The organism is Citrobacter sp. Ce119 (assembly GCF_030334525.1).
GTDB classification, from domain to species: domain Bacteria; phylum Pseudomonadota; class Gammaproteobacteria; order Enterobacterales; family Enterobacteriaceae; genus Citrobacter; species Citrobacter europaeus.
This window is the reverse complement of sequence record NZ_JAOWDR010000060.1, coordinates 541,594-556,913: the sequence shown is the minus strand read 5'-3', so window position 1 is coordinate 556,913 and position 15,320 is coordinate 541,594. Positions and strand designations below refer to the sequence as shown.

10 protein-coding genes are annotated in these 15,320 nt (G+C 52.6%); 3 read left to right on the top strand and 7 right to left on the bottom strand.

Going from position 1 to position 15,320, the window contains the following annotated elements:
* Nucleotides 1-48: 48 nt before the first annotated feature.
* The 3 genes from wzc to OGV80_RS22820 are packed head-to-tail and all read right to left on the bottom strand — an operon-like array spanning nt 49 to nt 3,802.
* Nucleotides 49-2,211, bottom strand: a complete 2,163-nt coding sequence (gene wzc, locus OGV80_RS22830) for a tyrosine-protein kinase Wzc (RefSeq protein ID WP_087052543.1) — start codon at nt 2,209-2,211, stop codon at nt 49-51.
* Entirely contained in the window at nt 2,211-2,657 is a 447-nt protein-coding gene (gene wzb / locus OGV80_RS22825) for a low molecular weight protein-tyrosine-phosphatase Wzb (protein WP_043016884.1), read from the bottom strand. The genes wzc and wzb overlap by 1 nt, the downstream gene beginning before the upstream one ends.
* Nucleotides 2,658-2,662: 5 nt before the next feature.
* The gene (locus tag OGV80_RS22820) at nt 2,663-3,802 is read right to left on the bottom strand and encodes a polysaccharide export protein (RefSeq protein ID WP_043016885.1); all 1,140 of its coding nucleotides are present in this window, start codon (nt 3,800-3,802) and stop codon (nt 2,663-2,665) included.
* Nucleotides 3,803-4,456: 654 nt separating this feature from the next.
* Here OGV80_RS22820 and OGV80_RS22815 point away from each other — a divergent pair.
* Nucleotides 4,457-6,040, top strand: coding sequence for a TerC family protein (locus OGV80_RS22815; RefSeq protein WP_043016886.1), 1,584 nt, complete (start codon nt 4,457-4,459; stop codon nt 6,038-6,040).
* Between the two features lie 44 nt (nt 6,041-6,084).
* Here the strand turns inward: OGV80_RS22815 and asmA are convergent, their stop codons facing one another.
* The 3 genes from asmA to udk form a co-directional block, all read right to left on the bottom strand.
* Complete coding sequence (gene asmA, locus OGV80_RS22810; protein ID WP_075145947.1) at nt 6,085-7,938, bottom strand: outer membrane assembly protein AsmA; 1,854 nt, start codon at nt 7,936-7,938, stop codon at nt 6,085-6,087.
* Between the two features lie 25 nt (nt 7,939-7,963).
* The gene (gene dcd / locus OGV80_RS22805; RefSeq protein WP_003036774.1) at nt 7,964-8,545 is read right to left on the bottom strand and encodes a dCTP deaminase; all 582 of its coding nucleotides are present in this window, start codon (nt 8,543-8,545) and stop codon (nt 7,964-7,966) included.
* Between the two features lie 91 nt (nt 8,546-8,636).
* Nucleotides 8,637-9,278 (bottom strand): uridine kinase, encoded by a 642-nt coding sequence (gene udk / locus OGV80_RS22800; RefSeq protein ID WP_003036776.1) that lies wholly within the window; start codon nt 9,276-9,278, stop codon nt 8,637-8,639.
* A 315-nt stretch (nt 9,279-9,593) separates the two neighbouring features.
* Here udk and OGV80_RS22795 point away from each other — a divergent pair, with 315 nt between their 5' ends.
* Nucleotides 9,594-12,923, top strand: a complete 3,330-nt coding sequence (locus tag OGV80_RS22795; RefSeq protein WP_087052617.1) for a diguanylate cyclase — start codon at nt 9,594-9,596, stop codon at nt 12,921-12,923.
* Here the strand turns inward: OGV80_RS22795 and alkA are convergent.
* Nucleotides 12,891-13,760: a DNA-3-methyladenine glycosylase 2 gene (gene alkA, locus OGV80_RS22790; RefSeq protein ID WP_087052618.1), complete on the bottom strand. Its 870-nt coding sequence runs from the start codon at nt 13,758-13,760 to the stop codon at nt 12,891-12,893. The two genes, OGV80_RS22795 and alkA, sit on opposite strands and share 33 nt — an antisense overlap.
* Before the next feature lie 136 nt (nt 13,761-13,896).
* Between alkA and yegD the strand changes: the two genes are divergently transcribed.
* Nucleotides 13,897-15,249 (top strand): molecular chaperone, encoded by a 1,353-nt coding sequence (gene yegD / locus OGV80_RS22785; RefSeq protein ID WP_087052542.1) that lies wholly within the window; start codon nt 13,897-13,899, stop codon nt 15,247-15,249.
* Nucleotides 15,250-15,320: the final 71 nt, after the last annotated feature.

Sequence of the window (15,320 nt, the reverse complement as noted above, 5' to 3'; positions counted from 1 at the left end):
GCGCTACGCTTATCAGGCCTACATTCGATATGCGTTGCTGTTCGTTATCTATTTCGAATCCGACGTGTATTCGTATTCGTAGTAACCGTAATCCTGATACCCGCTGGCGCGGCGGAAGATAGAGTTGAGGATCACCCCTTTCACCTGAATGCCGTTTTGCTCGAAGCGACTCAGGCTGGTTTCCACCTCTTTCAACGTGTTGACCGCATAACGGGCCACCATCAGCGTGGTTCCGACGTGACGACCCACGATAGCCGCATCGGTCACAGCCAGTATTGGCGGCGTATCAATCAGCACCAGGTCATAGTGCGAGCTGGCCCAGGCAATCAGTTCGCCGAAGCGCTCGCTCATCAAAAGTTCGGAAGGATTGGGAGGGATTTGACCGCGAGGGATCAGATCGAAATGCGCAATGGATGTCGGTTTCGCGCCAGATGAGATATCCCCCTTGCCGATGAGGATCTCAGACAGACCGTTAACGTTATTGGTCCCCAGCAGCTCGTGGGTATAGCCTTTACGCATATCGCAGTCGATCAACAGCACGCGTTTGTTGGTCTGGCTGATGACCGCCGCCAGGTTGGCGCAGACAAATGTTTTACCAATCGACGGGCTGACGCCGGTCAGCATCAATACGTTATTGCGCGCCTGCATCATGGCAAAGTGCAGGCTGGTACGCAGGCTGCGGACCGCTTCTATCGCGAGATCCGTCGGATTTCCCACCGCCAGTAACTGGCTTTGCTTGTAGCGTTTCACACCTTTGATGGTCTGAACGTTATCACGCGCTTTTTGCCATTCAGACAGCGGAATACTGGCATACACGCTGATACCATGTTCTTCCAGCACCTGCGGGCTTTCAATGCCGCGATTAAACAACGATCGCAGCAATACGCCCACCACTGAAAGCATCAAACCGAGAATGATACTGCCGAGAATGATGAGTGCCGTTTTCGGTTTCAACACGCCAGGCTGGGCAATCGCGGGATCGACGATACGCACATCTCCGACCGTACTGGCCTCGGTGATCTTCAGTTCCTGTTGCTTGTTAAGTAACTGCATATAGACCTGCTGACCAGACTCCACGTCGCGCGTCAGACGGACAATTTCCTGCTGCGTTTTTGGCATCGCCGTTACGCGTCCGTTCAGCTTGCTTTTCTCATCTTCCAGCGCCTGGCGTTTTTCCAGCAACGTGCGGTACGCCGGATGCGCTTTAGTAAACAGCTTGGAAATTTCCGCTTCTTTGAAGGTCAGCTCATTAAGCTGCGCGTCAATATTCACCATTGAATCCAACACCGCTTTGGCTTCCAGCGGCAAATCCACGGAGTCTTTGTCCTGACGAAAAGCATTTAACTTGTTTTCGGCAACGTCCAGCCGGTTACGCACCACGGGGAGTTGCTTTGCCAGAAACGCCAGACTTTTAGCGGCCTCTTCAGATTTACGCTCCACGTTTTGTTGCAGATAGTTGCGGGTAATACTGTCAAGGATCTGGCGGATTTGCTCACGATCTTCGCCGGTAAAGGTCAGGCTCAATACGCCAGTATCTTTTCCGGTTTCCGTCACCATCAGATTATTTTGCAGGGTGTTTATCATGCCCAGCGTGGAGAATTTACGCACGGTAAATTGGCTCTCAGGGCTGGCATGAATAGCCTCCACCAGCATCGTCACGCCATCATGTTCCAGTATCTGCCCTACCTGCCCCTGGGCGCTAAATCCTCCGTCACTCACCAGTTGATAGCGTTTGTCATTCAGCACGCTGATTGTGAAGGTCTGTTCATTCATTGCCTTTGGCAGCGTGAAGGTGGTCACGTTAACTGTTTCGTTCTGACGGCCCATCAACCGATCCCAGCCCGCGCCAAAAATGGGGAACGTATCTTTGGTAACGGCAATATCCAGATTGAGATCGTCTACCGTTTTCCCCAATACCAGCCGTGACTGGATGAGCTGAATTTCCGCTTCAGAGGCCGGAGGTTTGTTCGACAACGCCGAGCCAATATCCTGCACCAGTGAATTTCCGGTATTTTGCTCAATTTGCACCAGCGCATCCGCACTGTAGATTGGTGTGGCAAACAGCGTGTAGATCGCGGCGCACAATGCAAATACCGCGGTGATGCCAAGTACCCACCAGCGGGCTTCCACCACCGTTGCGACCAGACGACCAATATCGATTTCATCATTGCCCGTTACCGGCGCAGCAGACTGTTTAACTTTTTCTGTCATTATTTTCCCTGCTCTGCGTTCAATGCCTGAGCCCATTGGCGGGCAGACCGTTCAAGTAATGCGTACACCGCGTCAAACGCGTCCCGGCTTTTACGATACGGATCGGGGATTTCACGCTCGCTGTCCCAGTGACCAAAGAGCATCACTTTGCCGCGCATCTCCGGCACCATTTCGCACAGAGCAGCAATATGGCGTTTTTCCATGGTCAGGATCAGGTCATATTCCCGGCACATTCGTCCCGAGATCTGCCGGGCACAATGATTCTCCAGAGACAGGTTGTGCGCCTGCGCCACGCTGATGGCGTTCGGATCCGCACCTTTGCCCACCAGCGCCCCGAGGCCGGCAGAAGATACCGTCAACGCCGGATGAAATTGTCTTAACAAGCGCTCTGCCGTCGGGGAGCGGCAAATGTTTCCCACACAGACAACTAATATTTTGTTAAACATGATGATTACCAGTTGTGAAGGTCGCTGGCCGTGTCCGTCATATAGCGAACACCGCTAATAGTCGGCAGCAACTGATTGATCAAACGGTTCCAGCGAGCAACCGGCGCAGTCGTGACATACACCACATCGTAGGGTTGAAGTCGGAATGAGGTCGCCATCACCAGCGATGTCGCATCGGACATATCAAGCTGATAGATATTGGCTATTTTGCCGTTGTTCCCGCCGTCGCCTTTCAGTGGTCGAATAACAAAAATACCGCTGGCGTTGGAGGTGGTCAGATCGATACCTTCCGCATTGCCCAGCGCTTCGGTAAGCGTCATGCCGCTGAAGTCCATTTTGAGGGTGCTCTGTTTTTTCACTTCGCCCATCACAAAGACTTTCAAATCGTCATTACGCGGCACAAACAGAATGTCGCCAGGATAGAGCAGACGGTTCTGGCTCAGGTCGCCATTTTGCATCAGCGCTTGCAGTGAAATGCGTTGCTCTTGCCCTTTATGAGTCAGTACAACGTTGCGCCAGTCTGCCGCCTCGGTAAGACCGCCAGCGGCGTTGATGGCATCGAGAACAGTAAGCGGCACGTTGGTAATGGCCTGCTGGCCGGATTTGTTTACCTGCCCGGAGACATAAGCCTTCTGCGAGCGGAAAGCGGCGATATTAACGTCCACCTGCGGGTCAGCAATGTACTTCGCTAAGCGCCCGGTAATATCACTACGAATTTCAGCCAACGTCTTTCCTACTACGCTGACTTTGCCAATGTAGGGGTAAAACATGGAGCCATCAGGCTGAACCCAGTTGCCGGTATCGCTTGAGCTACGATACTGCCCGGCGGGGGTGGTAAGTTCAGGGTGATCCCAGACGGTCACATTCAGGACATCACCCGGACCAACCCGATACTGATACCCGGCAATCTCCTGGTCGAGAGACATATTAGGCTGTGCAACATTTGGTCGGGGGCGTAATTGTTCGACCAGCCGCGGGGTGAGTGGATAAACATTCACCATGCGATCGATATCAAAATCAGCGTCCTGCTGTTTAATCACATCTTTGCCCATCGTAGACATATTGCTGCCCGGAAGCACGGTACAACCGTTTATCAAGATTACCGATACCAATACTGGCATCAATTTAAGTTTGGATTTCATCATTGATTATTTATCACTTTGGCAGAGTAATTATCACATGCAATCTAAATAGCGACTTCGCCTGTACGCATTTACCTTGCCGTTAATTGAAATGGAATTTAACTGGCATCAATCCTAAAAAAAATGAATTCATCTGCGGTCTCTTGACAGAAGAATTTAGGCTTGTTTCAGGCGACCAGACACGCTACCGCCCCTGGCTTCAATAGCTACCAATGCACTGATTAATTTAAATTTTTATCTTCTCCTTTATTTTCATCACATTTACAGCGGCAACGCATCAGAAATAGCGCCTCTGATTGACGAGGAAATATTTGCCTTTTGATTATTACCGCAGGAATTGTTGCAGCTAAGAGAATGTCAGACAAGATAACAAGCCGCCAACAACTCGCTTTTAAGATTAATATTAAGCGTTGAATTTGTATATTTTTAGGATTTTATTGATGTTGACAATATTGATATAGAAATATCCACCTGCGATATTTCCTAAATATATTTGGATTAATAAAACTATTTCCTGTAGTTACATTAAGGCTCATATCCTGCATTTGACCGGATATCGCTGACAGAGAAATCCCTCCTCGCCATTGCATTTTTCGCCAGTTTTACCCATGATCGAATTGTGACAATTGTCATACAACTATGGGTATAGCATTTACTATGGAATGGATTGCCGATCCGTCAATCTGGGCCGGACTGGTCACGTTAATCGTGATCGAACTTGTTCTTGGCATTGATAATCTTGTTTTTATTGCCATCCTCGCGGAGAAACTGCCTCCAGCCCAGCGGGATAAGGCGCGTATTACCGGGCTACTGCTAGCGATGGTCATGCGCCTGCTGCTGCTGGCATCAATTTCCTGGCTGGTGACGCTGACCACGCCGCTGTTCAGCATTCGCGACCTGAGCTTCAGCGCCCGCGATCTGATCATGCTATTCGGTGGTTTCTTCCTGCTGTTTAAAGCCACTATGGAGCTAAATGAACGGCTGGAAGGAAAAGACAGCGATAACCCCACCCAACGTAAAGGTGCAAAGTTCTGGGGTGTCGTCGCGCAAATCGTGGTGCTGGACGCCATCTTCTCTCTGGATTCCGTCATTACAGCCGTTGGGATGGTCGATCACCTGGCGGTGATGATGGCTGCGGTAATCATCGCCATCAGCCTGATGGTGCTGGCCAGCAAGTCGCTGACGCGCTTTGTTAACAGCCATCCAACGATTGTCATTCTTTGTCTGAGCTTCCTGCTGATGATTGGTTTCAGCCTGGTTGCCGAAGGATTTGGTTTCCATATCCCGAAAGGTTACCTGTACGCCGCCATCGGCTTCTCGGTGATGATTGAAGCATTGAATCAGTTGGCTATCTTTAACCGTCGTCGCTTCTTGTCTGCCAACCATACCTTACGCCAGCGCACCGCTGAGGCGGTGATGCGGCTGCTGAGCGGGCAAAAAGAAGACGCCGAACTGGATGCCGAAACTGCGGCGATGCTGGCGGATCATCATGAAGGACAGATTTTTGCCCCTCAGGAGCGACGGATGATTGAACGCGTGCTGAACCTTAATCAGCGTACCGTCAGCAGCATCATGACCTCGCGCCACGATATTGAACACATCGACCTCAATGCGCCCGAAGCAGAAATCCGCGCTTTGCTGGAAAAAAACCAACATACGCGTCTGGTGGTCACCGGCGAAGATGAGCAGGAAGAGTTGCTCGGCGTGGTGCATGTCATCGACCTGTTGCAGCAGTCCCTGCGCGGTGAGCCGCTCGATTTACGCGTCTTGATTCGTCAGCCTCTGGTGTTCCCGGAGACCCTGCCGCTGCTTCCGGCGCTTGAGCAGTTCCGTAATGCCCGAACGCACTTCGCTTTTGTGGCCGATGAATTTGGATCCGTCGAAGGGATTGTCACACTCAGCGACGTCATGGAAACCATCGCAGGTAACCTGCCGAACGAGGTAGAAGAGATTGATGCCCGCCATGATATCCAGAAAAATGCTGACGGTACCTGGACCGCTAACGGACATATGCCGCTGGAAGACCTGGTGCAGTACGTGCCTATCCCGTTGGACGATAAGCGTGAATATCACACCATTGCCGGGCTGTTAATGGAGTACTTGCAGCGCATCCCGAAAACCGGGGAGGAAGTACAGGTTGGCGATTTCCGATTGAAAACCCTGCAGGTGGAAAATCATCGCGTGCAAAAAGTCCAGCTGATACCGCTGCACAATGAAGAAGAGATGGATTACGAAGTGTAGTTCAAGAGCCGGAGGCGGCATCATCCGCCATCCGGCAATATGAATCAGAGTTTATCCAGCAACTTTTTAACATCCTTGCCGTTGCGAGAGTCTTTGTTGCGATCGGCCCAGTCATTCAGACGACGTTTCGCTTCATCCTGCAGATGCTTACGCAAAAGCTGGTCGACCTGCAGATTGTAGTTCAGCGCCTGCCACTGACCGTAGACTCTGAGAGGTACCGGGGTGGCCTTCAGGAAGTTAATTAGCTTACTTTCGCCATCCCAGCCGCCGAGGACGCGAATATTAAACAGCGTGTCGCAATTCTGCTTCACCAGATCCAGCGTTCCCTTACCGGTCAGCGCCAGCATCGACGACTCACCGGCCATGTTATCCAGCGTCACCTCGCCATTATCCAGCGTCATATCGGTTACAAAACGATCGAGGCGAGTCACGTTATCCAGGTTTTGCTGGGCTTTAACATCCCCACCGCTACGCTCGACGGCCTGTTGTATCATCTGCTGGAAGTTCATCCCTTCCATTCGCGTATCGTTCATTTCGACATGGGCCTGCCCTTGCCAGCTATGACGAAACGCCTGAGCATCGATATCTGAGCCAGAGAAATCACCCGCCAGCGACAGTTTACCGGTGAGGGCGATTGGATAGTCGAAAGCTTTCAGGATAGTACCAATTTCTACGCCATCCAGCCGCGGATGGAAGACCGCTCGCGGCTGCCCTTTTCTGGCATCCAGCGTACCGGGAAGCGACACCAGCCCGCCGTCACTTTTCCCCTGCAACTGGGCAACGTTCAATAAGCCGAACTGGTTGTCAATTTTTGCCGAGACATTGTCAAACGCCATTTTCCGCCACAGCACTTTGTCAGCCTGCAAAGCGATGTCTGCCGAAAAGCCCTTAAGTCCCTGATACGAAACGGCATCAACCTGCGAAGCAATGACGGGGCGCGCCAGCGTTGGCTGACTCTGACCTTGCTGAGCCTCACCGTTAGTGGTCGTCGCAGCCTCACGTTGTACGAGCAGATTATCCAGATTGAGCTGGCCAAACTTGAGGTCGACGACCCATTCTGGTTTATCCAACAATGACACGTGAACTTGCCCGGCGAGAGAGCTGTCGTTAGCGGTCAAATGAATCTGGCTAAACGCGAGCTGTTTTTTCTCTTCCAGCCACTGTGCCTGAAGCTGTCCCTGACCCTTGATCCCCTGCGCCGGCAGATCGGCTCCCTGCAGTTGCCAGCTTAGCTGTTGAATATTCGCGGATAAGTTGTGCGGATAGTCGGAAGCATCGACGGTGCCGTTGAAAGATAAAGCAAGGTCACGCTGATCGCGGTTCACGCGCCCGGAGAAATCAAACGTGCCGCGGTGCTGGTTATCCTGTTCCATGTCCAGACGAATATCGCGAACCGTGACCTGCTCATCGTCTTCATGCTGGAAGACCAGGACACTATCGGCAACGCGCAGGCGCGCGATGTCAAACGACCACCCTCTGTCTTCAGCCAGGTCGGGCAACGTATTGTCTTTTGGAGCCACGGGCGCATCTTCGCCGCGCACCGCTTCAGTTTGCGGGGTCAGTTGAATCACCGCGCCTTTGAGCATCACCTGCTTCACGCTGAGCTGGTGACTCAATAGTGGCCACAACGCGACGTCAAGACGCATATTATCGGCACGAATCAGGGGTTCGCTGGCGCCTTCAGCCGTTAACACCATGCGCCCCGAGAGGATACTCAGTTGAGGCCAAACGTGCCAACGCAGAGGACCATCCAACTGCAGTTGATATCCGCTACGCGCCGCAACCTGCTTGACCATATACGCGCGGAAATCATTCGGATTCACCAACAGTACTAACGCAGAAAAACCGGCCACCAGCACGACCAGTAAGATCATCAGCGTCGTCAGAAATCGTCTCATGCTATCCCCAATGGACTGAAAAAACTCAGTCTTTATCGATTCGGCTGGCAACGGCGCCCTGCTGATCGCGATACTTTGCATCCTGACGACGGTTGTAAGGTCGCGCCGCCGGACCAGAAAGCGGTTCGAAGCTTAATGCGCCAATCGGCATGCCTGGACGCAGGGCCAGCGGTAGTTTCCCGGAGTTGTAAAACTCCAGTACGATGCAGCCAGACCAGCCCGGATCGATACGGTGTGCGGTGACGTGTACCATCAGTCCCAGACGCGCCAATGAAGAACGTCCATCTAACCAACCGACGAGATCGGAAGGCAGCGTCACGGATTCGAACGTCACTGCCAGCGCCAGTTCGCCCGGGTGCAGGAAAAACGCCTCGCCGTCTTTAAGGACGATTTCATCACTCATCACGCGATCCAGCGCGGCGCTGACTTCATCTTTCGGCCCGCTCAAATCGATATACGCCGCCGTATGACCGCGGAACGTACGGAATTTGTTGCCAAGGCGCACATCTACCGTGGCGCCGTTGATTCGCTCGACAGGAGGGCGTGGATTGATCGACAGGCGACCTTCATCCAACCAGGCTTCAATATCTCGGTCACATAAACGCATGGCACTTTCTCCTTTCGTGCTTCAACCCCTTAATGCCAGGTGCGTTAAGGGTGAACCAGGTTATCACTGAACGGTACACAATTCGCTGAACTTATTCAAAGAACTGACTGATTTTAGCCTTCAGAATATCGATGGCGATGCGGTTTTTACCCCCGCGCGGCACAATGATGTCGGCGTATTGTTTTGAAGGCTCAATAAATTGCAGGAACATCGGGCGGACGGTTTTCTGGTATTGCGCCATCACAGAATCCATTGAACGACCACGTTCGTTCACATCCCGCTTGATACGGCGCATCAGGCAAATATCCAGCGGCGTATCGACAAAAATAGAGAAGTTCATCTCATCGCGCAAACGCGCATCCGTCAGCAGCAAAATGCCTTCCAGGATGATGACTTTTTTGGGTTCGATGTGAATAGTGTCTTGCGTGCGCGTATGCTCAACGTAGCTGTACACAGGCAGCTCAATGGCACTGCCGCGTTTCAGAGTTTGCAAATGTTGGAACAGCAGGCTGTGATCCATCGCGTTCGGATGGTCGTAGTTGGTTTTTACACGTTCTTCCATCGACAGATGGCTTTGATCTTTGTAATAGCTGTCTTCGGGAATAACGCCAATATGTTCGTCACCGACTTGTTCACGCAATTCGCGATAAAGAGTACTGGCAATAAGACTCTTGCCGGAAGCCGATGCGCCGGCAATGCCGATAATGACGCACTGATGGGACTGATCAGTCATAAATTTAGCGACCTGATTAACCTGGATGTAAGGAAGGGCGGCGCCGAAACGCCAAACGCGGCAATTATAGGGATTTCAGCAGCGCGATGCCAGCCCAGCCTGCACCAATGCTGTCCCTGTCGCAAATTTAAACGGTCATATTTAAAGCATGCGCTACATTTATTCATCAGCCTTAGTAATTAATAGCTTGAGAGTGTTAATTTATGAGCAGCTGGCGTATAAATTGTAAATTATTTGTACTAGCATAATCCCAGATTAAATGTGATGCGTCCGGCATCTCTACTGGGCGACACCGGCTATTTGGGTAGAGTGGTAATGAGTAAACAATCCCAACATGTTTTAGTTACCTTACCTCATCCTCTACTGCGCCTGGCCAGTTTAGGTCTGGTGGCTTTCATCTTTACGCTGTTCTCGCTGGAACTGTCTCGATTCGGTGCACAACTGGCGCCGCTGTGGTTTCCGACCTCGATCATGATGGTGGCTTTTTATCGTCATGCAGGAAAAATGTGGCCAGGAATCGCGCTGGCGTGCTCATTTGGTAACATCGGGGCTTCTTTACTCTTTTTCCCCGGCGAGTCGCTTAGCTTTACCTACACAGCCATCAACATTATTGAGGCTGTCGTTGGGGCAATGTTATTGCGCAAACTACTGCCCTGGTACAATCCCTTAAAAAATCTTAACGACTGGGCACGCCTGGCGTTCGGCAGCGCCGTTGTCCCTCCGCTATTGGGTGGTTTACTATTGTGGTTACTTTTACCGCGGGAAACGTCGTTAAATACTTTTCTTATTTGGGTGCTCTCAGAATCCATCGGCGCGCTGGCGCTGGTGCCGTTAGGTTTACTGTTTAAGCCACATTATTTGCTGCGCCACCGCAATCCGCGATTACTGTTCGAGACGTTAATTACGCTCCTGGTAACCCTAACGTTCAGTTGGCTGTCCATGATGTATCTTCCATGGCCTTTTACCTGCGTAATCGTCCTGTTGATGTGGAGCGCTGTGCGTCTGCCGCGCATGGAGGCGTTTTTAATTTTCCTCAGCACCGTGATGATGGTTTCGCTGATGCTTGCCGCCGACCCTTCGCTGCTCTATACCCCCAAGCCCAATATGATGACGGATATCCCCTGGCTGCCGTTTTTGATGATTTTGCTACCAGCCAATATGATGACCATGGTGATGTATGCGTTTCGGGCCGAACGCAAGCACATCTCAGAAAGCGAATCGCGCTTTCGCAACGCCATGGAGTATTCGGCAATTGGCATGGCGCTGGTCGGTACCGAGGGGCAATGGCTACAGGCCAATAAAGCCTTGTGCCAGTTTCTGGGCTATAGTCAGGATGAGCTGCGTTCGCTCACCTTCCAGCAATTAACCTGGCCGGAAGATCTGAATAATGACCTCGAACAGTTGGAGATGCTGACTCGCGGTGAAATCAACAGCTATTCCATGGAAAAACGCTATTACACCCGCGAGGGCGAGGTTGTCTGGGCCTTGCTGGCGGTGTCACTGGTACGTCATAGCGACGATACCCCACTCTACTTTATTGCGCAGGTTGAAGACATTAACGATCTGAAGCATACCGAGTGGATCAACAAACGGCTGATGGAGCGCATCACGCTCGCTAATGAAGCCGGGGGGATCGGCATTTGGGAATGGGAACTGCAGCCTGATGTGATCAGTTGGGATAAGCGTATGTTTGACCTCTACGAAGTCCCTGCGCATATCAAACCCAGTTGGCAAGTCTGGTATGAGTGCGTTGTACCTGAAGATCGCGAACACGCCGAAAATGTGATTCGCGATTCGCTGGCCGCTCGGGCTCCCTTTAAGCTTGAGTTTCGTATTGCGGTAAAAGATGGCATCCGGCACATCCGCTCTCTGGCTAACCGGGTGCTGAATAAAGACGGCGAAGTTGAACGCTTACTTGGCATCAATATGGATATGACAGAAGTAAAGCAGCTCAACGAAGCGTTGTTCCAGGAAAAAGAACGTCTGCACATTACGCTGGATTCCATCGGCGAAGCGGTTATTTGTATTGATGTCGACATGAATGTGACTTTTATGAACCCGGTCGCCGAGAAAATGAGCGGCTGGCAGCAGGAAAGCGCGATCGGCATTCCGCTCCTGACGGTGTTGCGAATTACTTTCGGCGATAACGGCCCGCTGATGGAAAATATCTACAGTGCAGACATGTCGCGTACGGCCATCGAGCAGGAAGTGGTGTTGCATTGTCGCAACGGCAACAGTTATGACATTCAGTACAGCATCACCCCCCTCAGCACTCTCGATGGCGGTAGCATTGGCTCGGTGCTGGTCATTCAGGATGTCACCGAGTCACGTAAAATGCTGCGCCAGCTTAGCTACAGTGCCTCGCATGACGACCTGACGCAGCTGGCAAATCGGGTCAGCTTTGAAAACCATCTCAAGCAGTTGCTGCATACGGTACACGACGCACACCAGCGTCATGTGCTGGTTTTTATCGATCTGGATCGCTTTAAAGCGGTGAATGATAGCGCAGGCCATGCCGCGGGCGATGCCCTGCTGCGTGAACTCTCTTCGCTGATGCTAAGCATGCTGCGATCCAGCGATATGCTGGCGCGCCTTGGCGGCGATGAGTTTGGCCTGCTGCTGCCAGATTGTAATATCGAAAGCGCCCGCTTTATCTCAGGTCGTATCATCAACGCGGTTAACGATTACCACTTTATGTGGGAAGGCCGTTTGCACCGTATTGGCGCCAGCGCGGGGATTACGTTGATTGATGAGAAAAACCATATCGCGACCGACGTTATGTCTCAGGCGGATATCGCCTGCTACGCGGCGAAAAACAGCGGACGTGGACGAGTGTGCGTCTATGAACCCCAGCAAAGCCAGGCCCATGCCTCGCGTAGCCAACTGTCACTGGACGAACAAAGACACACCATCACACACAACCCCATGCTGATGATCGCCAGAGGCGTGGCTTCACCGCGTATCCCAGAGACGTTTAGCTTCTGGCTGATATCGTTACGCTTAGGGACCGCAGAAGGCGAAGTGATTGAAGAGCACACTTTCCGTAATGGGCTGGTCGATCCCGCGTTGAATCAAGCGCTCGACCGGCGGGTATTCAGCGAATTCTTCCAGAATGCTGCTTCGGCTGTCGCCAGCAAGGGCCTCAGTATTGCCCTGCCCCTTTCAGCCGCCGGGCTGCTCAATTCAGAACTTATTGATGAGCTACTGGATCAATTGCAACACAGTCCGTTACCGCCACGGTTGCTGCATCTGACCGTTCCGGCTAGCGCCATCAAAACCAATTCAACACAGGCGATATCCGCCCTGCATCGGCTACGTCAGTTCGGCTGTCGAATTGTGTTAAGCCAGGTCGGTCGTGATTTAGAGCTTTTTGACAACCTGAAGTATCACATTGTCGATTACCTGTTGCTCGACAGCGAGCTAAGCGCCAGCGCTCACGGCGACCTGATTGATGAAATGTGGGTGTCCATTATCCAGGGCCATGCCCAGCGCCTGGACATTAAAACCATCGCTGGCCCGGTGCAACTGCCACTGATCATGGATGCACTTTCAGGCATCGGTATCGACATGATTTATGGCGATATTATTGCCGATGCCCAACCGCTGGAACTGCTACTGAATACCAGTAATTTCGCCATCAACTGACGGATTCCAGCCATCCGTATACCAGATATGCAAAAGCGCATAGGAGCGCCAGGGCTTCCAGCGCTCGGCATAGCGCCGGATCTGCGCTGGCGTCATGCCGGGAAAACGCTGTTTAATCAGGTAATCATCCGGCAGAAAAACATCTTTCGCCTGCCAACCACGTAGCGCGAAATAGTTGGCGGTCCAGCGTCCTATCCCGGGAAAGGTTTGTAGCTGCTTAACGCCTTGCTCAATATCGTCCGGGGCTGTTGTCGCAAGCGTGCCCTCAAGCGTTGCGCGAGCAAGGTGAATCAACGCCTCAGCGCGTTTGAGCGGCATGCCTAACGCTTTCAGGTCCAGTGGTTCTGCGTTAGCAAGCGCTTCAGGCACAGGAAAACAAACGTACCCCGGCGCATCTTCCAGCGTATCCCCATAAGCGTGCGCTACTTTCGCCGTCAGTTTTGCTGCCATCGCCACGCTGACTAACTGGCCTAAAATTGCCCGTACCCCTTGCTCAAACGCATCGACACATCCCGGCAGACGCAGTCCCGGACGCGCCGCACCGAGGTTGCCCAGCGCGCTGACAATTTGCTGCGGGCAACAGGTAAGATCGAACAAGCGTGTTATTCTTGCCAGGCACTCGGAGGCTACCGGTTGCAATCCTGAGCTTAACGTCACGTGTAGCACGTTGGCGTGCAAATCTGGTACGACGCGCACCAGACCATGATGCTTCCCTATGGACAGGCTTCTGGCATAACTCAGTTCTTCTACAGTTTCGATACCTTCAACCGCACGGGCGGCAAGAAATCCCAGCATCCAGGGCCAGTCATAAGGCGGTTGCCAGCTCAGCGTGAACATTCGGTTTTCCTTTTTAAGCAAACCTACAGCATAAACGGTATTCAACTGATGCGCCTTGCTTTCATATTCCAGTTGTCGGAGCGTCAACATTTCGTTAAAGTCACGCCCCTTCTTCACTGGCATGGGGATTTTTACGGTGTTTATTGGTTTTGACTACGGTACGGCAAACTGTTCAGTGGCCGTTATGCGTGACGGGCAGCCTCACCTGCTCAAAATGGAAAATAACAGCACGCTTCTGCCCTCAATGCTTTGCGCACCAACGCGCGAAGCGGTCAGCGAGTGGCTGTATCGCCACCACGACGTCCCGACCACGGACGATGAAACGCAGGCGCTGCTTCGCCGTGCAATGCGCTATAACCGCGAAGAAGACATTGACGTTAACACCAACAGCGTGCAGTTCGGTCTGGCGTCGCTGGGTCAGTATATTGAAGACCCGGAAGAGGTGTACTTCGTTAAATCGCCAAAATCATTTTTGGGTGCCAGCGGTCTGAAGCCGCAGCAGGTTGCGCTGTTTGAAGATCTGGTCTGCGCGATGATGCTGCACATACGCAACCAGGCGCAAAACCAGTTGCCGGAAGCCATCACTCAGGCTGTTATTGGTCGTCCCATCAACTTCCAGGGGTTAGGTGGCGATGACGCCAACGCCCAGGCGCAAGGTATTCTTGAACGTGCGGCCAAACGCGCCGGTTTTCAGGATGTCGTCTTCCAGTACGAGCCAGTAGCGGCGGGACTGGATTACGAAGCCACGTTGCAGAATGAGAAACGCGTCCTGGTGGTGGATATTGGCGGGGGTACGACCGACTGTTCACTGCTGCTGATGGGGCCGCAATGGCATCAGCGCGCCGATCGCGAAAACAGCCTGCTCGGGCACAGTGGCTGCCGCGTAGGCGGGAACGATCTGGATATCGCGCTGGCGTTTAAACACCTGATGCCATTGCTTGGTATGGGCGGCGAAACTGAAAAAGGTATCGCTTTGCCTATTCTGCCCTGGTGGAACGCGGTCGCAATCAACGATGTTCCCGCGCAAAGTGATTTCTACAGCAGCGCCAACGGTCGATTGCTCAACGATCTTGTCCGCGACGCGAGAGAAGCCGATAAAGTCGCTCTGCTGCTTAAAGTCTGGCGCGAGCGTCTAAGCTATCGCCTGGTACGCAGTGCAGAAGAGAGCAAAATCGCGCTTTCCGATCAGGCCATTGTTACGGCGGCGATACCGTTTATCAGCAACACGCTGGCAACCGATATCAGTCAATACGGACTGGAAGCTGCGCTCAACCAGCCATTGGCGCGCATTCTTGAGCAGGTTCAGTTGGCGCTGGAAAACGCGCAGGAAAAACCGGACGTGATTTACCTGACCGGCGGCAGTGCGCGTTCGCCGCTGATTAAAAAAGCACTTGCCCAGCAGCTTCCGGGGATCCCGATCGCAGGTGGCGATGATTTCGGTTCCGTTACCGCCGGACTGGCCCGCTGGGCTGATGTTGTTTTCCGCTAAGCCGCTCGCAAGCTGAAAGGTGTGCGTATTGACATCACCGTTGCTGTGGCTTATTTTCAGGAGTGAGGGTT

Excerpts from the sequence above, each read along its gene's own strand:
- wzc (WP_087052543.1), bottom strand. The coding sequence starts at position 2,211 with ATGACAGAAAAAGTTAAACAGTCTGCTGCGCCGGTAACGGGCAATGAT.
- wzb (WP_043016884.1), bottom strand. The coding sequence starts at position 2,657 with ATGTTTAACAAAATATTAGTTGTCTGTGTGGGAAACATTTGCCGCTCC.
- OGV80_RS22820 (WP_043016885.1), bottom strand. The coding sequence starts at position 3,802 with ATGATGAAATCCAAACTTAAATTGATGCCAGTATTGGTATCGGTAATC.
- OGV80_RS22815 (WP_043016886.1), top strand. The coding sequence starts at position 4,457 with ATGGAATGGATTGCCGATCCGTCAATCTGGGCCGGACTGGTCACGTTA.
- asmA (WP_075145947.1), bottom strand. The coding sequence starts at position 7,938 with ATGAGACGATTTCTGACGACGCTGATGATCTTACTGGTCGTGCTGGTG.
- dcd (WP_003036774.1), bottom strand. The coding sequence starts at position 8,545 with ATGCGTTTATGTGACCGAGATATTGAAGCCTGGTTGGATGAAGGTCGC.
- udk (WP_003036776.1), bottom strand. The coding sequence starts at position 9,278 with ATGACTGATCAGTCCCATCAGTGCGTCATTATCGGCATTGCCGGCGCA.
- OGV80_RS22795 (WP_087052617.1), top strand. The coding sequence starts at position 9,594 with ATGAGTAAACAATCCCAACATGTTTTAGTTACCTTACCTCATCCTCTA.
- alkA (WP_087052618.1), bottom strand. The coding sequence starts at position 13,760 with ATGTTCACGCTGAGCTGGCAACCGCCTTATGACTGGCCCTGGATGCTG.